Genomic DNA, 23,740 nt, shown 5'->3' on the forward strand with positions numbered 1-23,740 from the left:
GGTACTCATGGCATCCGACGGTTTCACCACGTGTCTCTGGTTCGACGGCCAGGCAGAGGAGGCCGCCCATTTCTACGTCTCGATCTTCAAGAACTCCAGCGTGGGCGAGATCGTGCGCTACCCCGAGGGAGCGATGCAGCCCGCGGGCAGCGTGATGACCGTCGAGTTCACGGCCAACGGCGCGAAATTCCTCGGGCTCAACGGCGGCCCCCAGTTCAAGTTCACCGAGGCGACCTCCTTCATGGTCTTCTGCGAGAACCAGGAGGAGATCGACTACTACTGGGCCAAGCTCACCGAGAACGGTGGCGAGCCCGGCCCGTGCGGCTGGCTCAAGGACAGGTTCGGCGTGTCCTGGCAGGTCATCCCGGACCGGCTCCAGTCGATGGTCGCCGACCCGGACCCGGCGAAGGCGGCCCGCGTGACCAAGGCGTTCATGGCGATGGGCAAGTTCGACATCGCCGCGCTCGACAAGGCCTACGCGGGCGAGTGAGCCCGGCCTACGGGTTCTCGCGGATCACCCCGGTGATCGCCTGGGCGATCCGCAGGATCCCGGGGGAGCGGACCGGGCACGGCTTCGGGGTCGAGGTCGTGGGCGCCAGACAGAAGTGCAGGTAGTCGTCGTCGCGGTGCAGTGCCGTCCGGTCGCGCCCCGGCTGGGTGCAGTACTCCGCGTGCTCGCGCTCGTACGCCGTGCACGGCAGGTACTGCACCCAGGAGTAGCGCGCCCCGGCCGCACTCACCGCCTTGCCCGCGTCGGCGACCAGGTCGCCCGAGGCCGCGGCCTGCTGCTCGTAGAGGGCGTTGACGCGCCGGACCCGGTCGGGAGTGATCGGGTCCGGGCCCTGCGACACCCAGACGATCCGGGCGTCGCCGGCAGCGGCGATCTGGTCGGCGAGCCGCTCCATGTCGGCCGCGTACCGCTGGAAGTACTTCTCGGGAGAGGCGTCGTAGGTGATCCCGTCCATGCACGGTGTGTAGCCCCACGCGTTGCCCCAGAACTGAAGCACCACGAAGTCCGGCCGCAGCCGGCGCACCAGGGCGGCCGCCTTGTCCGCCACCGGGACGAGGGACCGCTCGCTGGTGCCCTCCAGGTAGTCGCACAGGGTGGTTCCCGAGTACGGGGCGCTCGTGTACCTCGCCCGTAAGTCGCGGCGCAGCTCCTGACCGAGTACCTTCTGCGCCTCCATCGCGAGCGAGTCGCCCAGATACAGCACGGTGGGCGCCGCCGGCTTCGCGGAGGTGGCGCTCGGTGACGCCGGCGCCCTCTGCTGCGTGGTGACCGACGCCCGCGGGATGTCCGGGGGCGGTGCGGCCTCCGGCCCGGACGCCGGGTCCCCGCACGCACCGAGCAGCACGGCGGCCAGCAGTGCGCCCAATCCCACGATCCACGGCTTCCGCATACGGCAACTCCTGCCCCGGGCACCGAAAACGGTTCCCCAGGCAAGCACAGCCGGGTCCCGGGGGGAAGACCCGCGTCGGCCACGGAACACCATGGCCGACGCGTATTCGACACCCGCTCAGACGCGGTCCGCCGCGATCAGCAGGTACTGGAAGCTGCCGTTGCGGTACGCGTTCAGGAAGGTTTCCTCGATGCCCGTCACCAGGTGATCGGCCTCGCTGCGCAACTCCCAGTAGGGGATGGTCGCCTCGGTGAGGTCCTCCACCTGGACCGGGACGAGCCGGTTGCGGGCCATGGCGCGGAAGTACTCCGAGCGTGGGTGGATGTCGCAGATGTAGTGGGCGTTGATGAGGGACACCTCGCGGGACGCCCGCCCGTAGGTGTCGTTGTAGCAGCCGGTGATGGTCACATAGCGCCCCCCGCGGCGCAGCAGCCGGGCGTGCTCGGCGAACAGCAGGTCGAGCTCGACGTACATGGTGGACTCGTTGTTCCAGGAGGCGGCGTACGCCCCGGACTTGAGCCCGGTGTCCAGCATGTTGCGGTGGTGGTAGCGGACCCGGCCGTCGATCCCCCGCTTACGGGCCTGGGCGTTCGCGAACTCGGCCTGTTTCTCCGAGATGGTGACGCCGTCGGCGTGGCAGCCGTACCGCAGATGCGCCACCACACTGCCGCCGCCGCGCCCGCACCCGGCGTCGAAGACGCGGTCGGCGGGGGAGAGGGGGCCGAGACGGTCGGCGAGGAGTTCGGCCTGGGCGTGCTCCAGCCGGTGCAGTTCGGTGGTGATGCGCTCCCGGCGCAGCTCCGGGTCGGGTTCGTCGAGCACGGTGCGGTCGGCGGCTCCGATGCCGTAGTGATGGTGGTAGAGGTCGTCGAGCTTTCCGAGTTCGAGGTTGACCGGGTTCTCCTCGGCGTTCCAGTAGTCCGCGACACGGGTCTGGTACGTCGACTGGGTCGGCACCTGTGCTGCCTTGGTGCCGGCTTCGGGGGCGATGGTCAACGGTGACTCCTTGTGCTGGTGCTTATGACGCTCTGTCATTCGTTCGCGCTTTACCAGTAGTTGGGCAGGTGGTAGCGATGGCTGTTGGTGGCGTGCCAGTCGTGGTTGCCGGCCACCCAGTCGGACAGGCTCCGGACGTAGCGCTCGACGAGCGGCGAGGTGGCGGACAGCAGGGCCGACTCCTCCTCGAACGCCTCCATGATCCGGTTGTGGACCTCGACGGCCTTCAGATACGCCGTCTTGAGACCGCAGCGCTCGTTCGCGGCGATGACCTGCGGCAGATTCAGATGGTCGGGGTCGCTCGCCAGCTCCTTGGTGAAGGAGTAGAGGTCGTTGACGATCGTGGTGGCGTTGCAGGCCAGCGCCGTGATCCGCTGGATCTCGGGACGGGCGTAGACCGCCTCGGGCAGCTCGTAGCCGTCCACGGCGTCCACGATCGACAGACAGGGGCGGAAGTTGTTGAACTGCCGCATCACCAGGTACTCCCAGACCTGAGGGATGTACCGGGTCTCCGCCCAGGCGGCCTCCGCCAGATAGCCCAGGTGCAGCCGGGCGATGTCGTGGACGAAGCGGTCGGTCTGGCTCGGTGTGGCGAAGCCGGCGTAGTCCTGGAGGGCGAAGTGGTACGAACGCAGCGGACCGTCGGCCCGCACGCCCTCCCGCCACTCCGCCTCCAGCTCGGGAATGCCGTGGAACGGGTCGAGTGCCGACTGGGCCATGATCAGACGGCCCCCGAGGCCCCGCCGCGCCCCGCCGCGGCCCTCGTCCTCCTCGCAGTAGCAGGAGTCGACGACGTTCTCGGCGAGCAGCAACTCGCCGGCGACCGTCAGACGTTCGAGATCGACAGCCTCCGGGTGCTGAAGCACCACGGCCCGCCCGAACTGGAACCCCGAGAAGTCGCCCTGCCATGCCTCGGGGAACAGATCGAGACGCCGGGCCCAGTCCTCCAGCCTGCGGTCGACCTCCGCGGCCTTCTCGGGGTCGGCGGGGGCGACCTGCCGGTACCGGAGCCCGGGGATCGCCCCGCCGCGCCGCTGGGTGCGGATGGTGCTCGCGATGTTCGGCGGGCCCGGCAGTGCGAAGCCGGGGGTGGGGGAGGACGTGCTCATCGGGTGCTCCACGCGGTCACTCGGCCGTCCGGCCGACCTGGGCGTTCTCCAGGATCCCGACCGCGTCGGGGACCAGGATGGCCATCGAGTAGTAGGCGGTGACGAGGTAGCGGATGATCGAGTTGGCGTCGATGCCCATGAACCGCACGTTCAGGCCCGGCTGGTACTCCTCCGGGATCCCCGTCTGGTACAGCCCGATGGCACCCTGGTCGCCCTCCCCGGTGCGCAGCGCGATGATGCTGCTGGTGTGCTGCGGACTGATCGGGATCTTGTTGCACGGGAAGATCGGGACACCGCGCCAGGCCGGGATCTCGTGCCCGTCGACATTCGCCGTGCCGGGCACCAGGCCGCGCCGGTTGCACTGCCGGAAGAAGGCCGCGATCGCCTTCGGATGGGCGATGAACAACTTGGTCTTGCGGCGCATCGACAGCAGCTCGTCCATGTCGTCCGGGGTCGGCGGCCCGGTGAAGGTGGGGACGCGCTGCCCGTAGTCGACGTTGTGCAGCAGGCCGAACTCCCGGTTGTTGACCAGCTCCCACTCCTGGCGTTCGCGGATCTCCTCGATGGTCAGGCGGAGTTGCTGCTCGGTCTGGTTCATCGGGTCGTTGAAGAGGTCGGCGACCCTGGTGTGGACGCGCAGCACGGTCTGGGTGAGCGACAACTCGTACTCGCGGGGCGCGAGTTCGTAGTCGACGTAGCCCCCGTTGATCGTCGGCTCGCCGACATGGCCCGCCTGCACCGGGACGTCGGCCTCGCCCTTGCGGTTCATGGGCAGGTTCTGGCGTTCGCCGTAGGCCGCCAGGTGCGCCGCCAGGGACGGCACCCGGTCGGTGAACTCCGCGACCACGGACCAGGGGAGCACCATCACGACGCCCGCGGTCTCGGCCCGCACCGAGTTCAGCCACAGCGGGTCGGGCTGGCCGATGGCCTCGTCACCGATCTGGTCACCGCCGGTGACGACCCCGACGATCTCCTCCTCGCCGTACTTGCCCTCGGTGAAACGGGTGAACCGGCCGTGCACGACCAGGTACGCCTCCGTGACCGGCTGCCCGGCCTGGACGAGGACCTGGCCGGCCCGGACATCGCGCACCCGGAATCGGGTCGCGACCTCCTTCAGGACGTCGAGGTCGGAGTAGCCCCGCAGCACCGGGAGTTCGGTGAGCGTCTGGGGGATGACCTTGATGTCGTCGGCGCCGTTCTGCTCGAACTGCACCCGGCCACGGCCCACGCGGAGCTGAAGACGCCGGTTGACGCGGTAGGTGCCGCCTTTGACGTCCACCCACGGCAGCATCTTGAGCAGCCATCGCGAGGAGATGGCCTGCATCTGCGGTTCGGACTTGGTGGTCGTGGTGAGCTGGCGCGCCGCATGGGTGCTGAGACTGGTGAGTTGTCCGTCGGCTGTGGGGGCGGGGTCGTCGGTTGCGGGTCCGGTGACGCTCTCGGGTACGGACACGTATCCCTCCCTGGAGGGTGGATCGGGCATGAGCGGAGTGGTCGGTGACGACGAGTGGACGGGCGGGTGGCGACGGCGAACTCCGGGCGCGTGACGAGGTGTGCCTCGTGGCACGGGTGGGTCGTACGCGCCGCAGGGACAAGCCAAACAGCGCAGGTGGTGGCCCCGGTACGGCGTGAAGGGGGCGGTTTCACCACCGGAGTGGTGCAAACCCTCCCTGGAAGCAGGGGGCACACGTGCCCGTGCTCCCACGCCGGTCGCGCTCGCCTCGACATGCGGGCGCGAGGGGCGCACGCGGAAGCCTCAGAGCAGGTCGTTCACCAGCACGGCCGCCCCGTCGAAACGCCCTGCCCCGAGATCCCGCAGCGCCTCGTCCGCGCCTGACAGCGGATAGGTGTGCGTCGTGGCGTGTACGGCGTGCTCGGCGGCGAGCGCCAGGAACTCCCGGCCGTCCTCGCGCGTGTTGGAGGTGACGCTGCGCAGCTGCTTCTCGTAGAACAGCTCGCCCTCGTAGCGCAGGGCCGGGACATCGGTGAGGTGAATGCCCGCGATCGCCAGCGTTCCGCCCCGGTCGAGGGCCCGCAGGGCCACCGGGACCAACTCACCGACCGGCGCGAACAGGATCGCGCTGTCCAGTGGTTCCGGCGGCATCTCGTACGGGTCGCGCGCCGAGGCGGCACCCAGATCGAGCGCGAGCCTGCGCGCGGCCGCCCCGCGCGTGAGGACGTGCACGGTGGCGCCCTCGGCCATCGCCACCTGCGCGCACAGATGGGCGCTGCCTCCGAAGCCGTACAGTCCGAGCCGCCCGCCCGGCGGCAGTGCCGACCGTCGCAGGGCGCGATGCCCGATGATCCCGGCGCACAGCAGCGGCGCACACGACATGTCGTCCAGGGCGCCGGGCAGCCGGTAGGCGAACGCGGCCGGCACGGTCGTGTACTCGGCGTATCCACCGTCGGCGTCCCAGCCCGTGTACGACGAGGCCGGGCACAGGTTCTCCGCGCCCCGCGCGCAGTAGTCGCAGGTGCCGTCGGTCCGCCGCAGCCAGGCCACCCCGACCCGCTCGCCGACACCGAAGCCCTCCACCGCTGCCCCGCACCCCGCGACCACGCCGACGACCTCGTGCCCGGGCGTCACACCCGGCCGGCGCACCGGCAGGTCACCCTCGGTGACATGCAGATCCGTACGGCACACTCCGCAGGCCCGCACGCGCACGAGCAGCTCGTCGTCCGCCGGCACCGGAACCGGCTTCTCGACGAGGCGCAGGGACTCCGCCTCGACCGGCCCCGGCTCGACCACCGACCACGCGCGCATCGTCCCGTCCGCCATACCGTGTCCCGTCCGCCGACCGAGCCGCCGTCCACCCCAGTCTGGAACGGAACCGGGTATTCGGCGCGCGACCCGACTCCCCGGTGATTAGCGTAAGAACCCGGACAACTCGCCGATCCGGGAGAGGGCCGCAGCCATGGCCGTGAAACCTGAGGGAACCCCTGTCTGGGCCGACGCGATGTTCACCGACATCGAGGGGGCCAAGAGCTTCTACGGCGACGTCCTCGGCTGGACGTTCGGCGAGGAGTCGTCGGAGTACGGCAACTACACCCAGGCCAACGCGAACGGCAAGGCCGCCGCCGCGGTCGTCCCGCCCATGCCGGGCCAGGAGGGCCAGTCGCAGTGGTGTCTCTACTTCGCTTCCCCCGACGCCGCCGCCACCGCCGCCAGGATCCGCGAGAACGGCGGCGAGGTCCTGATGGAGCCGATGGCGGTCGGGGACTTCGGCAGCATGTGCCTGGCCCGCGACCCCGGCGGGGTCGTCTTCGGTGTGTGGCAGGCCGGCACCCATGAGGGCTTCGACGCGGAGATGCGGGAACCCGGAGCCTTCTGCTGGGCGGAGATCTTCACCCACGAGCCGGAGAAGTCCGACACCTTCTTCCCCGCCGTCTTCGGCTACGGGCAGCAGCAGATGGAGGACGACGCGATTGACTTCCGCCTCTACACCCTCGGCGGCGAGACCATGGCCCTGGGCCGGATGAGGATGACGGACGACTTCCCGTCCGACGTCCCGCCGTGGATCAACGTGTACTTCAACGTCCCCGACTGCGACGACGCCGTCGCCAAGGCCACCAAGCTCGGCGCCGTCCTGCGCTTCGGCCCGATGAGCAGCCCGTTCGGCCGCTTCGCCGCACTGAGCGACCCCCAGGGCGCGAACTTCTCGGTGATCGACACCAGCACGACCGAGGGTGACATGCCCAAGCTCAGCGACGTCTCCTGACCGACTCCGCGACCGGGTACCGGGCCCGCGCATGGCATGATCGGCACATGGGTGAACGTGTTGTGGCCGCGTGCGACGGGGCTTCGAAGGGAAACCCCGGGCCGGCGGCCTGGGCCTGGGTCATCGCCGACGAGACGGAGACCCCGGCCCGCTGGGAGGCGGGACCGCTCGGCAGGGCCACCAACAACGTCGCGGAGCTCACCGCGCTCGAACGGCTGCTCACGGCGACGGACCCCGGCGTGGCGCTGGAGATCCGCATGGACTCGCAGTACGCCATGAAGGCCGTCACCACCTGGCTGCCCGGCTGGAAGCGCAACGGCTGGAAGACATCCGCCGGCAAGCCGGTCGCCAACCAGGACCTGGTGGTGCGCATCGACGAACTGCTCGACGGCCGCACGGTCGAGTTCCGCTACGTCCCCGCCCACCAGGTCGACGGCGACCCGCTCAACGACTTCGCCGACCGCGCCGCCAGCCAGGCCGCCGTCGTGCAGGAGCCCGCCGGCAGCGGCCTCGGCTCCCCGGAGCCGCCGCCCTCCCCGGACACCCCCGCCAAGGCCCCCCGTCGCAAGACGGCGGCGCCCCGGAAGAACGGCAGCTCCTCGCGCACCATCAAGGCCAAGTTCCCCGGCCGCTGCCTCTGCGGGCGCGGCTACGCGGCGGGTGAGCCCATCACCAAGAACGCCCAGGGCTGGGGCCACCCGGAGTGCCGTACCGCAGAGGCATGACGGCAGGCCCTGCGCCCCACTACGGGGTTCAGGCCGCGTCGAACGTGTAGTGCGCGGTGTGGTCCAGCAGGTCGGCCGGGCGCACGTCGTTCCACGGCTTCATCGTGTCGTTGATGTCGATCACGTTGGGTGTCCCGGCGGCCGGTACATAGCCGGAGCCGGGGTGCCGCCGCTGCCAGTCCGCCCACAGCCGGTCGATGTAGGCGTGGTGCAGCCAGAACACCGGGTCGTTCGGCGACACGCCGGTCGCCATCTGCCCGCCGACCCAGACGTGGACCCGGTTGTGCAGGTTGACGCCGCGCCAGCCCTCCAGATGGTTGCGGAAACCGTCCGACGCGCTGTTCCAGGGCGCCATGTCGTACGTCGGCATGGCGAGCACGGACTCCACCTCTGCCGGGGTCGGCAACTCCCGTACCGCGGTGCCGAGTGAGCGGCGCAGATACGTACGGCCGTCGACGCGGACATTGATCGGCCAGTTGCCGGTCGACGCGGCGAACGGCCCGTCCATCACCCGCCCGTCCAGGCTGCGCCCGGTGCCGCCGAGGAAGTCGGGCGCCCACAGCGAGGACCGTATCGAGCGGTCGGTGCTCCAGTCCCAGTACGGCAGCGCCACCGAGGCGTCCACCTCCTGCAACGCGCGCTCGAACTCGAGCAGGAATCTGCGGTGCCAGGGCAGGAAGGACGGTGAACGGTGGCCGACGCGCTCCCCGTTGTCGGTGTCACCGACGATGAAGGCGTTGTGGGTGGTGACGAACGCGTCGTAGCGGCCGCTGCGCTTCAACTCCAGGAGGGCGGCGACGAATCGGCGCTTCTCGTCGGCGGTCAGCAGGGCCTGGTTCTTGCGGACGGTCATGGTCGGGGGTGCTCCAAAGTGCGGGTGGGGCGGGTCAGTTGGCGGGGAAGGGGAGAAGCGCGGCGCCCTGGAGTTCGTCGACGGCGGCGCGGGCGGCGGCACGCGGGGTGGGTACGGGGTCGTAGTGGCTGACGACGCTGATCCAGCTGCCGTCGGCGTTGCGCATCACATGCAGCTCCACTCCGTCGACGAACACGGCGTATCCGCCGCCGTGATGGTGGTGGGCGCCGCCCGCGGCCGGGCCGCCCTGTATCCGGCGGCCCTTGTAGACCTCGTCGAAGGACGTCGGGCCGTGGTGGTCGGGTCCGGCGGCGGACGCGGTGAGGGCGGTGACCGCCGGGACGCCGGCCGCGGTGGCGAGGACCGCCGCGGCGGTGAGGGCACGGCGACGGCTGAGTTCCGGCATGCGGACCTCCTGGGTTTGTTCGATTGACGACTCCGCATGCCTATCCGGCCCGATGGGGGTGGGAGAAATCGGCAGGGAGTGGTTGGCTCCGATCCGGACAAGTGGGCACATGTCGTGCATGTTTGAACCAAGATGATCTCGCCGTCAAAAGCGCCCCAGGGGCCCGGAAGGGGGAATTTCTTCTTCTCCGCATCGCTTTCCGGGTGGTCCTTGGCGGGCGGGTGTGCCGTCTGTGGTCTGTCTCACCCGTCGAAACTGGCGCGATCCGGAATGCCGCGGCTGAGCGCCCCTGCCTTGCTACCCTGCGAGGTGATATGACCGTTTTAGACCATTTCTAGGGGTGCGTGTGAAGGTCGCCTGCATCGGTGGTGGGCCCGCCGGCCTGTATCTCTCGATCCTGCTGAAGCTGCGGGATCCGTCCCACGACATCACCGTTTACGAGCGCAACCCGGAGGGCTCCACCTATGGCTGGGGCGTCACCTACTGGCGCGGACTGCTCGACCGGCTGTGCGAGCACGACCCCGTGTCCGCTCGCGTCATCGAGGAGAACTCGGTCCGCTGGAGCGAGGGCGTCGCCCACGTCCGGGGGCGGACGACCCGCCGGCCCGGCGACGCGGGGTACGGCATCGGCCGCCACCGGCTGCTGGAGATCCTCGCCGAACGCGCCCGCTCGCTGGGCGTACGGCTGGAGTACGAGCAGGAGATCACACCGGGGAACCTGCCGGCCGCCGACCTGGTCGTGGCGAGCGACGGAGTCCACAGCGCCCTGCGCACCCGGTACGCCGACCACTTCGGTACGGAGACCAAGGCCGGCCGCAACCGCTTCATCTGGCTCGGCACCAGCAAGGCCTTCGATGCCTTCACCTTCTCCTTCGTCGAGTCGGGGCACGGCTGGATCTGGTGCTACGGCTACGGCTTCGGCCCCGATGCCGGGACCTTCGTCGTCGAATGCGCCCCCGAGACCTGGACCGGCCTCGGCCTCGACACCGCGTCCGAGGCCGACGCCCTGGCCGTGCTGGAGAAGGTCTTCGCCGGAGTCCTCGACGGCCACCCCCTCATGGGCCGCTCCGGCGTCGACGGCAAGGCACAGTGGCAGACCTTCCGCACCCTGACCAACCGCACCTGGTACCGCGGCAACCTCGTCCTGCTGGGCGACGCCGCGCACACCACCCACTACTCCATCGGCGCCGGCACCACCCTGGCCGTGGAGGACGCCGCCGCCCTCGCCGGCGCGCTGCACGAGCACGCCGCCCTCCCACAGGCCCTCGCCCACTACCAACAGCATCGCCAGCAGGCCCTGTTGTCCATCCAGAGCGCGGCCCACTACAGCGCCCGGTGGTACGAGAACCTGCCCCGCTACATCCATCTGCCCCCGCAGCAGATGTTCGCCCTGCTCGGCCAGCGCCACTCGCCCCTGCTGCCCCATGTGCCGCCGCAGCTGTACTACCGGCTCGACCGGGCGGCCGGGCAGTCGGAGGCGTGGCGCCGCCTCAAGCACTGGGTGGGACTGAAGGTCGCGCGCACCGTGCACGCCAGGGCTCTGGCCTCCGGCAGATGACCGCCGCACCTCACCGGAACAGCCGGTCGAGGAAGGCGTTGCCGAACACGCCGTGCGGGTCGAGCCGGTCCAGAGTCCCGGAAGCCACGCCCCACACGTCCTCCCCGAAGGTGCTGGGCACCACCGTGCCCAGCACCTCACCGTCGCTCCAGGCGGCGTCCCGCGTGTAGGCCCAGCCCTTCGACCACTCGACCCGCGTCATGGCGTACTCGCCGTCGAAGGTGCGCAGCAGGAACCGCTCGATCTGGCTCAGGAACGCCTCCGCATGCGGGGTCCCGGGCAGCGACAGAATGTTCAGCCACACGACGGTGTCCCACTCCGGACGGTCGCCGCGCGGCCTGAGCGCCGACAGGAGCGGGGTCTGCGCCCCGTCCACGCCGACGTGCGCCGGATCCTCGATGCCCGTCACCCGGATCTCCACCGAACCGTTGACCGGGAACTGCCCCCGGTCGGCGTACGCCGTGAGCCGCTCCCGGTAGAACGCGGTGAACTCGGCGACCACGCGCTGCACTTGGTCCCTGCTGGTCAGCACCCCGTAGCCGTTCGTGGCGATCCGCAGCGTCGTCGGCCGCAGATACAGCAGCGTGTTCTTGGACGGCCCCCAGAGGTCTGCCGACAGTGTCGCCACCAGCCCGAGCGCGGCCACGTCGTACTGCGCGTTGCCGAGCACCGGCGCCAGATACCAGGCCCCGTCCGACACCATCCGCCCGACCAGGTCCGCGACCGGGGTCGGGACGCTGTCGGAGAACGGGTAGTTGTACGGCGTCCGCGCGTGCCGTGAGGTCAGCGGCCGGGTGGGCGAGACGCTCCACACCTTCAGCCACGGGTACTCGGTGAACGCGAACCAGATCGCCTCGACGCGCCCGGCCCGGTCGAGGAAGCTCGCGAGGGTGCGTCCGCCGGTGCCGGGCGCCGCGAAGAGCTCGCCGGCCGGGATGTCCGTACGGCTGACACACCGCAGGTCGGTGTTCGCGCCCACGCGCAGTACGACTTCGGTGACCAGGGCACGGCCCAGATGGGCGAGCAGGGCGGCGCAGTCCGGCTCGTCACGGTCGTACGTCCGCAGCACGTAGGCCCCACTGGCCTCGTCCCAGACGACGGCCGTCAGCGACAGCACGAGATTGCTCAGCGAGCCGTACGTGTGCCCGGGCAGCCGCTCCTCGCCCCGTGCCGGTACGGCGGTGCCGTGCGCGTCGATGGCCAGGGCACCGCCGAGCGTGAGGTTGCCGGGTGCGGGCGGTGGTGACGCCCAGGCCGTACTCCTCCAGGTAGGTGAGCAGGGCCTCCAGGGTGACGCCGGTGCCGGCGCGCACGGACGTCGGCGACTGAAGGGTCAGGCCGGTGAGACGGGCGGCGGTGTCCACGAGGAGGACCGGCGCGTCCGACGGGGTGCCCGGCGTGATCGTCAGCGGTGACCAGCCGTGCGAGGAACCCCGGGCGCGAACCCTCCAGCCGTGCCGCCAGGCCCAGTTGACGACGGCGAGCACCTGCTCCGGGCCGTCCGGCGCACAGGCCCACAGCCCGTCGGCGGTGATCTCGCCGACCCAGTTGCGGTACGCCGAGCGGTACAGCGCCACGTCAGTCGGGAAGTCCGGCAACTCCTCGGCGGCGACGGCCGGATCCGCCGGGAGAAGAGTCGGTGCGGCCGCCAGCGCGGCGGCGCGGAGGAAGCCCCTGCGGGTGAAGTCGTCGGTCACGGGCTCACGCTAGGGATCGCCTTGACAGCCACCGCGGGCCTGTCGAACTGATTCACCCGTGTGAGTGACGGATTCACAGGTAACGGGACGGAGGGGCCCGTTCCGCGCACGCGGATGACGAATGACACACTGACGCCATGGACGAGCGTGTAATCGATAGGTCGGGCCGGCGGGCATCCGTCGTCGGACTGGGGACGTGGCAGCTGGGCGCCGACTGGGGAGACGTCGACGACAAGGAAGCCCTGGCGGTGCTGGACGCGGCGGTCGAGTCGGGGGTGACCTTCTTCGACACCGCCGACGTGTACGGCGACGGGCGCAGCGAGCAGACCATCGCCGCGTTCCTGCGCGGCAGGCCCGACCTGGACATCTTCGTGGCGACCAAGATGGGCCGCCGCGTCGACCAGATCCCCGAGAACTACGTTCTCGACAACTTCCGCACCTGGAACGACCGTTCGCGACGCAACCTCGGCGTCGACCGCCTCGACCTGGTCCAGCTGCACTGCCCGCCGACGCCCGTCTACTCGACGGACGAGGTGTTCGACGCCCTGGACACCCTGGTCGCGGAGGAGCGCATCGCCCAGTACGGCGTCAGCGTGGAGACCTGCGAGGAGGCGCTGACGGCGATCGCCCGCCCCGGCGTCGCGAGCGTGCAGATCATCCTCAACGCGTTCCGTATGAAGCCCCTGCGCGAGGTGCTGCCCGCCGCTCAGGAGGCGGGTGTCGGCATCATCGCGCGCGTGCCCCTCGCCTCCGGCCTGCTGTCGGGGAAGTACACCAAGGACACCGTCTTCCCCTCGAACGACCACCGCACCTACAACCGGCACGGCGAGTCCTTCGACCAGGGCGAGACCTTCTCCGGCGTCGACTACGAGTCCGGTGTGGAGGCGGCCGTCGAGTTCGCCGCCCTGGCCCCCGAGGGCTTCACGCCGGCCCAGCTGGCGCTGCGCTGGATCATCCAGCAGCCCGGCGTGACCACCGTGATCCCCGGGGCCCGCTCACCCGAGCAGGCCCGCGCCAACGCGGCCGCCGCCGCGCTGCCGGAGCTGTCCGAGGAGACGCTCACCGCGATCCGGGACCTCTACGACCGGCGCATCAAGGACCAGGTCGAAAGCCGCTGGTAGACGCGTGCGGCTCCGGGGCGGCCACCACGCCGCTCCCGGAGCCCGCCCGTTTGAGCGCTCGGGGCCGGGGATACCCGGCCCGCATGACCGAGAAGGAAAGACGGACCGGGCGCGACGAGACCGAGGACGAGCGTGCCGACCGCATGTGGGGCGAGCTCATCCAGGAGGTCCGGGTGGCCCAGATGGGCGTCCAGATCCTGTTCGGCTTCCTGCTCACCGTCGTCTTCACGCCGAAGTACGACACCCTCGACGACACGGACCAGACCATCTACATCGTGACGGTCGTGCTGGGCGCCGCCGCCACCGGAGCGCTGATCGGTCCCGTCTCCCTGCACCGTCTGGTGTCAGGGCGGCGCATCAAACCGAAGGCGGTGGAGTGGGCGTCCCGGCTGACCTTCGTCGGCCTGATCCTGCTCCTCGCCACGACGGCGTGCTCGCTCCTGCTGATCCTGCGGGTCGCCACCCACGACGGCTATGTGCCCTACCTGGTCACGGGCGTGGTCCTCTGGTACCTGGTGTGCTGGTTCGCGGTGCCGCTGTGGACACGCCACCGCCACACGGAGTGAGTGGCACGGAGCGGGCGGTGGCGCTTGAGCGGCGGCGCTTCGGCGGGTAGGAGGACGGCTACTGCCGCGCCGCGTCACCCTGCGCACCGCGCAGGGCCGTGATGCATGTGGAGATGGCCTGCTGGAGTTCCTCCAACTGCTGCACCATGTCGTCCTCGACGAACTCCTGCACATCGTCGAAGGTCAGCTCCTCGAAGACCTTCGTCGCCCGCTGCAGGCTGTTGTAGAACTTCGTCCGCCGTTCCTGCACCCGCAGCTCCGGGTCGGCCTCCACGGTCTCGGCGACGAGGGTCTTCATGGTGTCGAAGGCCTCGTTGGCCCACTCGCCGGTGTCCTCGTTGTCCTCGAGCTCCTCGATGAGCGACAGATGCCGCTCGGCCTCCTGGCGCAGGTCCAGCGGGGCGTCGACGGTCTGCCCGGCCGGGGTCTTGATCTGGCCGGACTCGGCGATCTGGCGTACATAGCCGATCCGGTCGGCCGCCCGGCTCTCCGTCGCGACGGCCTTCTTCAGGTCGTCGGTGCGTACGACGTCCCGCGCCAACTCGGCCTGAAGGTCCGGGTCCTCGCGAACCCGGTCCAGCAGCGCCTGGCGGGCCGCGCGCGGTCGAGGGGTCGGCGAGGATCGCGGCGCGCAGCGCGGTGGGGTTCTCGGCGACCTCCAGGGCCTTCGTCGGGCGGATGCCCTCGGCCTCGGCGGCCTCGGTGATGGCGGTGCCCCGCTCGGAGGTGGCGCTGTTGCGGGAGACGTAGTAGCTGAGCCACACGTCGGCGTCCGGCAGCTCCACCTCCTGGCCCGGCGCGAGCGCCTCGAAGTGCGGGACGAGGCCGTCGTCGGCGGCCCGGTCCCAGGCCCTGTAGTAGCGCATGACACGCTCGGGGGAGCACCCGGCGAGCTCGGCGAACTCCTTCGCGGACACCTTCGGCGTCTCACCCGCGCTCTGCCCGCCGGGCCGCACACTGCGCGCCACCATCAGGCCGAAGGCCCACCCTCCGGTCCGCGCGTAGACCCCGAACTCGCGCGCGTCCCGGGCGACGAGATCGGACGACGGGGTCTGGGGCGAAGGGGACGTCTCGGGCGGGACGAACGCCAGTGTCACGGGTGACTCTCCTGTGGGGCTGCTTCCCTGTTGGCCTGCTCGGACGGCAGAGGTGCAGACCAGCAGCCTATGGCACCCGCGGACGTGGCTCGCCCGGCCACCTGCGTCACCCGGTGGGTAGGCGTGCGGTCAGCCGAGAGCCTCCCGCAGCGCCGGCAGCAGCGTCTTCTCCGCCCAGTCCAGATACGGCAGCTGCGTCTCGCCCCCGATCTGCACCAGGGCGATCTCGGTGAACCCCGCCTCGGCGTACGGGCGCACGGCCTCGACGAATGCGTCCGGGTCGTCGCCGCACGGGATCGAGTCGGCGACATCGTCCGGGGTGACGAACTGGGTCGCCGCCTCGAAGGAGTCGGGGTGCGGGAGTTCCGAGTTGACCTTCCAGCCCCCGGCGAACCAGCGGAACTGGGAGTGGGCGCGCTTGATCGCGGTGTCCCGGTCGGGGTCGAAGCACACCGGCAGTTGTCCGACACGCGGCTTGCCCTCGCCGCCGTGCCGGTCGAACGCGTCCAGCAGGTTCGCCTTGGGCTCCGTGGCGATCACCAGATCACCGAGCCTGCCCGCGAGCTCGCAGGACTGGTCCCCGGAGACAGCGATGCCGATGGGCGGCGGCTGGTCCGGCAGGTCCCACAGGTGGGCCGACTCCACGTCGAAGTGCGTGCCGCGACGGTTCACATGGCCGCCCGAGAAGAGCGCCCGGATGATCTCCACCGCCTCTTCGAGCATCTCGTGCCGCACATCCACGGGCGGCCAACCGCCGCCCACGACATGCTCGTTGAGGTTCTCGCCCGAGCCCAGCCCCAGCCGGAACCGGCCCTCCGACAGCAACTGCATCGTGGCCGCCTTCTGCGCCACCACCGCCGGGTGGTACCGGAACGTCGGACACGTCACATAGGTCATCAGCGGAATCCGCGACGTGGCCTGGGCGGCGGCGCCAAGCACACTCCACGCGTACGGCGAGTGACCCTGCGAACGCAGCCACGGAAAGTAGTGGTCCGAGGTCACGGAGAAGTCGAAGCCCGCCTCCTCGGCGCGGACCACGTGGTCCACCAGCTCACGGGGGCCGGCCTGCTCGGTCATCATCGTGTATCCGATCTGCACCATACGGCCCGAGTCCCCGGACACGGATGGCGAAAACGCCGCTATCGACCTCACGCGGGGCGTCTGGTGTGATCAGTCCTCGGGCACCGTGAAGGTCCGCAGAATGACGTCCAGGGCCTCGCGGTTGCCGGGGTCGTCCCAGTCGGCTTCCGGGGTCGTCCAGCGCAGTGAGTAACCGCGGTGGTCCTCGATGAGGAAGCCGCGGCCGAAGGTACGGACACGGGTGCCGTCCTTCTCGGAGAGCCACTGCATGTCGGCGGCCTTGAATCCCCGGTACGTGGTCGCCTCGATGTCGCCGATCCGCTCGAACCCTCCCTGCTCCTCCAGGCCGGGCTGGACGTCGTCGCGCCACACGGCGACGGGGTCCGGGCGGAGGCGCTCGCTGTAGGTGACCGCCAGTTTGCGCGGATCGTCGTCGGCGCTGAAGGTCACGCGGTACGCCACGTCCGCGGCCCGCGTGGTGCGCACCGCCGTCCAGCCCTCGGGCAGGGCGACGGAGAAGCCGTCGGGTGACTCGTACGTCGTGTAGCCGGGAGGCAGATCCGCCGTGCCCGAGGGCGAGGCGCTGGGCGTCCCGGGCTCTGTCGCTTCCTCGGTGGGGGACGCGCTCGGCGGGGGAGTCGGGGAGGGGTCGGTCGGCGCTCCCGCGGAGGCGGACGGGCTGGGCGCCGCGCCCGCCGCCGAGGACTCCGAGTCGTCGGGCCGCTGGTTGGTCACCACGAGAACCGCCGCCGCGACCGTGACGACGGCCAGGGCGGTGCCGACGACCATGGCGCGTCTGCTCCAGCGCGGCCCCATGACGTACCGGCCCCGCAGCCGTGGCACCACCTGAAGGGGCGCCTCGGGTTCCTCGTTGAGGACGCGGACGAACGCGTCGCGGACCACCGGTCGGCTCAGCCGCTCCCGGGAGTCCTTGCGCAGCAGCCCCTGTACGGCCTGGGTGAGCGGCCCGGACCGCACCGGGGCGCGCAGCGGAAGCCGGTCCACACCCTTCAACGTGGCCTCGGGCCGGTCCCGTTCACGGTACGGGGGGCGCCCCTCGACCATGGTGTACAGGATCGCGCCGAGCGCCCACAGGTCGGAGGCCGGGCCGATGCGCTCGTCGCGGGCCTGCTCCGGTGATGCGTAGGACGGTGCGGCGACCCGTGGTGCGAGGGTCGCGCCGGCCAGCCCGAAGCCGGTGACCACGACGGAACCCTCGTCGCGCACGAACACCTGGCCCGGGCTCAGCTCCCCGTGCGTGATGCCCGCGACGTGCGCGGCCTCCAGCACGTCGAGCAGTTCCAGGCCGATACGGGCGGCCCGCACGTAGTTGAACGTGCCCTGCTGGGTGAGGAGTTCACCGAGCGGCGTGCCGTCGATCCACCCGGAGACGATCCACAGGCTCCCGGACTCCTCGATCGCGTCCACGACCGTGGCGACCGCGCCCGGGCGCAGCAGCCCCATTCGCTCGGACGTGCGCAGGATGCGCGAGGTGGCCCGGCGCCGTTCGTCCGGGCACGGTTCGTCGGGAAGCCCGATCTGGGTGAGGAGGCACGGGTGCCCGGTCTCCGTGTCCTCGCCGTAGTAACTGACGCGATTCGTCTCGCGATGGACGACATCGACGAGTCGATACCTTCCGGCGACCAACCCGGCTGTGGAGACGCGCGCCTTGACCATGGCCATCCCTCGTTGAACCCCTGGCTCCTCATTCCTCACAGGAAGTACGAGAAGTGAGACGGGCAGCGTTCAACGAAATCCTCAACCAAAGGGCGTTTCTTTTCCTTTGCTTCTGACGCGAGAGTAAGCTGACGAAAAGTTCAGGGAATTGAGTCGGAAAACGTCAGCGCAGACCAAAATCCGTCGCCCAGCGCGCCACATCCCCGGTCGTCGCGTTGCCCCCGCACACGACCAGGCCGAGCCGGGCGCCGTCCCCGACCCGTTCCAGCACCCGCCGCGCCGCGGGCAACAGGCAGCCGGCGGCCGGCTCGGCCCACAGCTTGGCGTGCTCGGCGAGATCGAGAACGCCCCGCACCGCATCCCGGTCCGGCACCACGAGCACCTCGTCGACCAGGGCGGACACATGGTCGTACGTCAGCCGGGACACGGCCGGCGCGCTCAGCGTGGACACGATCGACGACAGCGTCACCGGCACCGGCCCGCCCGCCGCCAGCGCCTCGGACATGGCCTCGGCGCCCTCGGTCTCCACGCCCCAGATCCGTACGTCCGGACGGCGGGCCCGCAACGCGACCGCGACGCCGGCGATGAGCCCGCCGCCTCCGACGCTGACGAGCACGTCGGTGAGTTCACCGGCGTCGTCGGCCAGCTCCAGCCCGACGGTGCCCTGGCCGGCGATCACCAAGGGGTCGTCGAAGGGATGGACGAGGGTCAGCCCCTCGTCCCGCAACCGTGTGACGAGCGAGAACGCCCCGTCCATGTCGTCCGTCAGCCGCACCGACGCCCCGGCGTCCCGGGCGATCTCGACGGCGCGGGCGGGCGCCGAACGCGGCATCACCACGGTGGCCTTCACATCGAGGGCGGCGGCCGTCAGGGCGAGGGCGATGCCGTGGTTGCCCCCGCTGACCGCCACAACCCCCGCCGCGCGCTGGGCGTCGCTGAGCGACAGCAGCTTCGCCGTCGCCCCGCGGGCCTTGAAGGAGCCGGTGCGCTGCAGGAGTTCGAGTTTCGCCGTCACCGGGACACCGAGCAGGGCCGACAGGCCGGGGCTGGGCACGGTCGGGGTGTGTACGACATGGCCGGCGATGAGGCCGGCCGCGGCTTCGACGTCCGAGATCCCGATCAAGGCAGTCACCTTCCCGGCGCGGGGCGGGGTCCGCACCGTTAGGCACCCTGACGCGGGAGGTGACGCAGGTCAACTCGGTTTCGCTGTGGGCGCCATGGTGACACGACGTCCCCGCCGTCCCGCTGTGAACTGTGCTTTCACAGATCGCGCCGCACCAGGAAGCCAAGCAGCGACCGCAACTCGCCTGCGGCCCCCGCCTCCAGCGGTACGTCGGCCAGCGCCGCCTCCACGGCCGCCACATGACGTCGGGCCTCCGCGAGCCCAGCCGCGCGGCCTCCCGCCTCCTCGACCAGCGAGGCCACCTCACCGGTGTCGGCGGCCGACTCCAGAAGCGCGGAGAGCCGGCCGGCGGCGGGCGAGTCGAGCGCGGCCAGCACCGGGAACGTCTTCTTGCGCTCCCGCAGATCGCCGTGCACCGGTTTGCCGGTGACGTCGGGATCGCCCCAGATGCCCAGCAGATCGTCGACCACCTGGAAGGCGACGCCCAGATGCCGCCCCGCACGGTCGAGGGCGGTGACCGTCGCGGGCGGCGCACCGCCGAGCAGAGCGCCGAGCGCGGCGGCACAGCCCAGCAGCGCGCCGGTCTTGTGCTCGGCCATCGTCCGGTACTCGTCCGGACGTACGCGTTCCGGACCCGTCCAGGGACGCGTGGCGAACAGCAGGTCGTCGGCCTGCCCGCGCACCAGGTCCTGCAAGGCCACGGACAGCAGCCGCACCGCTCGCGGGCCGGCCGGCGCCATGGCGAGCGTCTCGACGGCCAGCGCGAACAGCGCGTCCCCCGCGAGGACGGCGGGCCCGGTGCCGTACGCCTTCCACACGGTGGGGCGGCCGCGCCGGCACGTGTCGCCGTCCATGATGTCGTCGTGCAGCAAAGAGAAGGCGTGCACCAGCTCCACCGCCACCGCCCCGGGTACCGCGACCCGCCCGGGCGCACCGGCCGCCTCGGCCCCGAGCACGGCCAGCGCCTGCCGTACGCCCTTCCCGCCGGAGGCGGCGGCCGGCGCACCGCCTACCTCGCACCAGCCGAAGGAGTAGGCGGCCATCTCGCCGACCCACGGATGCGTCCGCTCCACGGCCTCCCGTAGCGCGGGCCGCACCAGCGACCGGCAGCGGTCGAGGACTCGGCGGGCGTCGGCCGGCGCCTGTACTACAGGGGGGAACGTCGTCACCGTACGCCCACCGCCCCGGCGCCCACCGTGGCACGCTCCGCGGCGCCCGCCAGGCCACTCCCCTCGGCCACCGCCCCGGCGCCGAGCTCCTCCTGCGCCCGCGCCACCATCTCCCGGGCGTGCCGCAGCCCGATCCGGTCCAACACCGCGGCCAGCTCGGCCAGTTCGGCGGCGGTCTCGGTACGGTCGCGCCCCAGCCGGGCCCGCGACTTGGCCAGCCCCAGCCGGGACAGCGCCTCCCCGCGCGGCTCGCTCATGGCACGGAACTCCGCGAGCGCCTGCTCGTACAGGCCCCGGGCCTCGGCGTAACGCCCCGCGCGATAGAGGACGTTGCCGCGCATCTTGTGGTTGTAGGCCAGCGCGCTGGACAGCTTCATCGCGCGGCACGAGGTCTCCGCCTCCGACAACAGCTCAAGCGCCCGCTCCGTGTCGCCGTCGCGCACGGACACGATGTCCGCGAGCCCGCGCAGCGCCCAGGCGTGGCCCCGCCGGTCCTCGGCGCGCGCGGCGATCTCGGCCGCCTCCTCGAACAGGGCGTACGCGGTGTCGTACGAGCCGGTGTTGCGATGGATCTGGGCGATTCCCTCCAGCGCCCACACCGTGTGCCGGGCCTCGCCGCGCCGCCGGGCCTCGGCCAGCAGCTGCTCGTGCAGCCGGTGGACAGCCTCGTAGTCGCCCTGGATGCGGCCGGTCTCGGCCAGACCCGCCAGGGAGTAGCCGCGTACGACGATGTCGCCACCGCGCTCACCCAGATCCGCCGCGAGCTGAAGCAGCCGCCGGGCCAGGGCGAACGCGCCGCGCTGCCGGGCCAGCGTGCCTCCGCTCCACAGCGCCCAGGCCATCGCCGCGGTGTCGCCGGCCTCCCGGGCGGCGCGGTAGCTCGCCTTCCACGCCCGCTCGGCGTCCCCGACCTGACCCAGCCGGCGGTGCGCCTCGGCTACCGCGAGCCCCGAGCGCGCCGCCTCGCCGTACCGCCCGTCCCGCTCGGCCGCTCTCAACTGCTCGGTTCCGGCGGCCAGTACGTCCGTCAGCGACGAGTTCACGGACAGCTTGGTCAGGGAGCCCTGATACTCCGGGGCGAATGCCTTGCCGTACATCGATGCCTCTCGATCGATATACACGCCGTCTCTACACTCTATGTATAGATGGTGCGTATACGCGATGGGTATACATGGCGTGTATAGAGCGTTGAAAACCGGCCCTGGCCGGAATGGGCGGCCAGGGCTTCACCTGTTGTCGATCAAGACGCCGGCACGGCGTACGGGGTTGCCCGTGAGGCGCAGATCACCTCACGGGGCGGTCTCAGTGTTGCTGGGCCTTCTGCGGGGTCGCCTCACTCGGCCGTACGACGACATAGCCCTGGCCCTCCAGCATCAGCTGCACCGCCTCACCGGAACCGCCGCGCAGCATCGAGCCCAGGGACTGCGAGCGGTGCAGCGAGGTCCGCAGTCCGGCGGTCCAGCCGACCACCGCGTCCGTGTCCACGTACACGGGGTACTGCGGCGACACCGGGATGACGAGAGGGTTGCCCTCACACACCAGCCCCAGCTTGCCCTGCCCCGAGAAGACACTGTTGAACAGGCCGCCGCCGGTGATGCCGGCGCCCTTCACCGTCGCTATCCGGTACGACAGCGAGGCGTCGAAACACAGGACGTTACGGCCGTTGACCGTGAACTCGTCGCCGGGATCCACGTCGACGACGAAGCAGTTCTGCGCCTCGTGCGCGAACCAGGCCTCGCCCTGTCCGCGCACCGCCATCAGCGGCAGCCCCTCACCGGTCACGGCCCGCTTGAGCATGCCGCCCACGCCCTGGCCCTTGCGCTCGAACTGGAGGTTGCCGCGGTAGGCGACCATCGCGCCCTGACGGGCGTGCATCTCGCCGTTCACCGCGTACTTGATGCACTTGGCGTTCTCGATCGTCATGCCCGGCGCCGTGGCGGGCTGGACCATGTGCTCGCTGGAAAAGAGGTCACCCTTCATGCAGGCATCCTGTCCCGGACGGTCCCCTTCCGCCTAGATCGCGGCGTGTCGCCGGTCACGGCCCGTCAGGCGCCGAAGAGCTGGGTCCAGTACGTGCCCGCCGGGCCGCCGCCCGCGAAGCCGATTCCTATGTGGGTGAAGTCGCGTTTGAGGATGTTGGCGCGATGGCCCGGGCTGTTCATCCAGCCCTCCACGACCTCGGCGGGGGAGCGCTGGCCGCACGCGATGTTCTCCCCGATCGTGCGCATTCGGGAGCCCGCGGCGGCCGCCCGGTCCCACGGCTGGCTCCCCTCGGGCGAGGTGTGGGAGTAGAAGGCGCGGGCCGCCATGTCGGAGCTGTACGCCTGCGCGGCGGCGGCGAGCGCGGTGTCGACGGCCAGGGGGCGCAGTCCGGCGCGGGCCCGCTCCCGGTTGGTGAGCTCGACGACCTCGGTCGCGGTGCGGGACAGGTCACCCGGCGTGAGCGGTCTCGTCCAGAGCGCCGTCCAGTACGTGTCGCCCGAACGGCCGCCGCTGACGTACCCCACGGCGGCGTGGGTGAAAGCCGGGTCGTGCAGGGTGCGGCGGGGCTGATCGGTACGCAGGCAGTACGCGACAAACTCGGCGGGGGTGCGGGGGCCGGAGACGAGGTGTTCGCCGACGGTGACATACGTGAACCCGGCGGCGGTGACGCGCTGGTACACGGAGACGCCGTCGCGGCCCTCGACGCCGAGCTGTCCTGCCGCGGCCATGGCGGCGGCGTGGGCCTGAGCGGCGGAGGCCAGACGGGCGTCGAGTGTGACGGGCGGTGAACCGGCGTCGGCGCGGGCGGAGTTGACCAGGCCGAGGAACCCGTCGCGGTCGGGGAGCGGGGCGTGCGGCGTGGTGACGCCGGACAGGGTGTGCATCGTGGGCCGTGCGGTGGGCATCGGTGGAGCGCCCGGCACGGAGGGAGTGGCGGGTGCGGAGGGGGTGGGTGTCCGCTGGACGGGAGTCGGCGTCGCGTCCTCGATGACGTCCACCCCGAAGTCGCGGGCGAGCCCCGCCAGGCCGTCCGCGTACCCCTGCCCCAACGCCCGCAGCTTCCAGCCGCCGCCACGCCGGTAGACCTCCGCGAGCAGCAGCACGGTCTCCTGCCGGGGACGCGGCGGGGCGAACCGGGCGATCGGGCGGCCGCCGGAGTCGGTGACCTGGAGCGCCGGGGCGGGCAGCCGGCCCAGGGGAGTGCCCGGGTCGGCGGGGCTGACGACCACCGTGATCCGCGTCGCCCCGGAGCGCAGGCGCGGCGGGTCGACGGTCAGCGTGTCGCCGTGCAGCCGGGCGCCTGGCGCGGACGGCTGGTTGTAGAACACGAAGTCGGCGTCGCCCCGGACCTTGCCGCTGTCGTCGGTGATGAGCGCGGACACGTCGAAGGGGCCGGGTACCCGGACGGTCACGCTGCCGCCCGGGAGGGGCAGATTGCCCCCGGGAACCAACTCGCTCATC

20 protein-coding genes and 2 pseudogenes are annotated in these 23,740 nt (G+C 71.1%); 6 read left to right on the forward strand and 16 right to left on the reverse strand.

Annotated elements, in window-relative coordinates; genetic code table 11:
* Positions 1 to 7 precede the first annotated feature (7 nt).
* The gene (locus ADK36_RS04150) at positions 8 to 490 is read left to right on the forward strand and encodes a VOC family protein (protein WP_048581970.1); all 483 of its coding nucleotides are present in this window, start codon (positions 8 to 10) and stop codon (positions 488 to 490) included.
* A 7-nt stretch (positions 491 to 497) separates the two neighbouring features.
* On the opposite strand, the gene ADK36_RS04155 is transcribed toward ADK36_RS04150, so the two are convergent.
* The 5 genes from ADK36_RS04155 to ADK36_RS04175 form a co-directional block, all read right to left on the reverse strand.
* Positions 498 to 1,400, reverse strand: a complete 903-nt coding sequence (locus ADK36_RS04155) for an SGNH/GDSL hydrolase family protein (RefSeq protein ID WP_048581969.1) — start codon at positions 1,398 to 1,400, stop codon at positions 498 to 500.
* A gap of 117 nt (positions 1,401 to 1,517) precedes the next feature.
* Complete coding sequence (locus ADK36_RS04160; protein ID WP_048581968.1) at positions 1,518 to 2,396, reverse strand: geranyl diphosphate 2-C-methyltransferase; 879 nt, start codon at positions 2,394 to 2,396, stop codon at positions 1,518 to 1,520.
* A gap of 50 nt (positions 2,397 to 2,446) precedes the next feature.
* Positions 2,447 to 3,505, reverse strand: a complete 1,059-nt coding sequence (locus tag ADK36_RS04165) for a family 2 encapsulin nanocompartment cargo protein terpene cyclase (RefSeq protein ID WP_048581967.1) — start codon at positions 3,503 to 3,505, stop codon at positions 2,447 to 2,449.
* A gap of 16 nt (positions 3,506 to 3,521) precedes the next feature.
* Positions 3,522 to 4,958: a family 2B encapsulin nanocompartment shell protein gene (locus ADK36_RS04170; protein WP_048581966.1), complete on the reverse strand. Its 1,437-nt coding sequence runs from the start codon at positions 4,956 to 4,958 to the stop codon at positions 3,522 to 3,524.
* Positions 4,959 to 5,261: 303 nt separating this feature from the next.
* Positions 5,262 to 6,269, reverse strand: a complete 1,008-nt coding sequence (locus ADK36_RS04175; protein ID WP_199830102.1) for a zinc-binding alcohol dehydrogenase family protein — start codon at positions 6,267 to 6,269, stop codon at positions 5,262 to 5,264.
* A gap of 151 nt (positions 6,270 to 6,420) precedes the next feature.
* Between ADK36_RS04175 and ADK36_RS04180 the strand changes: the two genes are divergently transcribed.
* Both ADK36_RS04180 and ADK36_RS04185 read left to right on the forward strand, forming a co-directional pair.
* Entirely contained in the window at positions 6,421 to 7,224 is an 804-nt protein-coding gene (locus ADK36_RS04180; protein ID WP_048581964.1) for a VOC family protein, read from the forward strand.
* Between the two features lie 47 nt (positions 7,225 to 7,271).
* Positions 7,272 to 7,949: a ribonuclease H family protein gene (locus tag ADK36_RS04185; protein ID WP_048581963.1), complete on the forward strand. Its 678-nt coding sequence runs from the start codon at positions 7,272 to 7,274 to the stop codon at positions 7,947 to 7,949.
* A gap of 28 nt (positions 7,950 to 7,977) precedes the next feature.
* On the opposite strand, the gene melC2 is transcribed toward ADK36_RS04185, so the two are convergent.
* Entirely contained in the window at positions 7,978 to 8,802 is an 825-nt protein-coding gene (gene melC2, locus ADK36_RS04190; protein ID WP_048581962.1) for a tyrosinase MelC2, read from the reverse strand.
* A 34-nt stretch (positions 8,803 to 8,836) separates the two neighbouring features.
* The gene (gene melC1, locus ADK36_RS04195) at positions 8,837 to 9,208 is read right to left on the reverse strand and encodes an apotyrosinase chaperone MelC1 (protein ID WP_048581961.1); all 372 of its coding nucleotides are present in this window, start codon (positions 9,206 to 9,208) and stop codon (positions 8,837 to 8,839) included.
* A 340-nt stretch (positions 9,209 to 9,548) separates the two neighbouring features.
* On the opposite strand from melC1, the gene ADK36_RS04200 reads away from it, so the two are divergent.
* Positions 9,549 to 10,766: an FAD-dependent monooxygenase gene (locus ADK36_RS04200; protein WP_048581960.1), complete on the forward strand. Its 1,218-nt coding sequence runs from the start codon at positions 9,549 to 9,551 to the stop codon at positions 10,764 to 10,766.
* A 10-nt stretch (positions 10,767 to 10,776) separates the two neighbouring features.
* Here ADK36_RS04200 and ADK36_RS04205 read toward each other — a convergent pair.
* A pseudogene (locus tag ADK36_RS04205) lies at positions 10,777 to 12,463 on the reverse strand (cholesterol oxidase substrate-binding domain-containing protein).
* Between the two features lie 137 nt (positions 12,464 to 12,600).
* On the opposite strand from ADK36_RS04205, the gene ADK36_RS04210 reads away from it, so the two are divergent.
* Together ADK36_RS04210 and ADK36_RS04215 are read left to right on the forward strand one after the other, a co-directional pair.
* Positions 12,601 to 13,584, forward strand: a complete 984-nt coding sequence (locus ADK36_RS04210; RefSeq protein ID WP_048581958.1) for an aldo/keto reductase — start codon at positions 12,601 to 12,603, stop codon at positions 13,582 to 13,584.
* 83 nt (positions 13,585 to 13,667) lie between these two features.
* Positions 13,668 to 14,150, forward strand: coding sequence for a DUF6328 family protein (locus ADK36_RS04215; RefSeq protein ID WP_048581957.1), 483 nt, complete (start codon positions 13,668 to 13,670; stop codon positions 14,148 to 14,150).
* A gap of 58 nt (positions 14,151 to 14,208) precedes the next feature.
* Here the strand turns inward: ADK36_RS04215 and ADK36_RS04220 are convergent.
* The 8 genes and pseudogenes from ADK36_RS04220 to ADK36_RS04255 form a co-directional block, all read right to left on the reverse strand.
* Positions 14,209 to 15,247 (reverse strand): annotated as a pseudogene (locus ADK36_RS04220) (hypothetical protein).
* A 129-nt stretch (positions 15,248 to 15,376) separates the two neighbouring features.
* Positions 15,377 to 16,348: an LLM class F420-dependent oxidoreductase gene (locus ADK36_RS04225; protein ID WP_048581956.1), complete on the reverse strand. Its 972-nt coding sequence runs from the start codon at positions 16,346 to 16,348 to the stop codon at positions 15,377 to 15,379.
* Between the two features lie 69 nt (positions 16,349 to 16,417).
* A complete protein-coding gene (locus ADK36_RS04230) occupies positions 16,418 to 18,004 on the reverse strand; it encodes a serine/threonine protein kinase (RefSeq protein ID WP_048582051.1) in 1,587 nt (528 codons plus the stop codon).
* Between the two features lie 163 nt (positions 18,005 to 18,167).
* Positions 18,168 to 19,127: a threonine/serine dehydratase gene (locus ADK36_RS04235; protein WP_048581955.1), complete on the reverse strand. Its 960-nt coding sequence runs from the start codon at positions 19,125 to 19,127 to the stop codon at positions 18,168 to 18,170.
* A gap of 137 nt (positions 19,128 to 19,264) precedes the next feature.
* Positions 19,265 to 20,296, reverse strand: a complete 1,032-nt coding sequence (locus tag ADK36_RS04240) for a polyprenyl synthetase family protein (protein ID WP_048581954.1) — start codon at positions 20,294 to 20,296, stop codon at positions 19,265 to 19,267.
* Complete coding sequence (locus ADK36_RS04245; protein ID WP_048581953.1) at positions 20,293 to 21,393, reverse strand: tetratricopeptide repeat protein; 1,101 nt, start codon at positions 21,391 to 21,393, stop codon at positions 20,293 to 20,295. Before ADK36_RS04245 ends, ADK36_RS04240 begins: the two co-directional genes overlap by 4 nt.
* Positions 21,394 to 21,598: 205 nt before the next feature.
* Positions 21,599 to 22,276 (reverse strand): AIM24 family protein, encoded by a 678-nt coding sequence (locus ADK36_RS04250; protein WP_048581952.1) that lies wholly within the window; start codon positions 22,274 to 22,276, stop codon positions 21,599 to 21,601.
* 65 nt (positions 22,277 to 22,341) lie between these two features.
* A complete protein-coding gene (locus ADK36_RS04255) occupies positions 22,342 to 23,739 on the reverse strand; it encodes a CAP domain-containing protein (protein ID WP_048581951.1) in 1,398 nt (465 codons plus the stop codon).
* Between the last annotated feature and the right edge of the window lies 1 nt (position 23,740).

The organism is Streptomyces viridochromogenes (genome assembly GCF_001270495.1).
Lineage (GTDB): Bacteria > Actinomycetota > Actinomycetes > Streptomycetales > Streptomycetaceae > Streptomyces > Streptomyces viridochromogenes_A.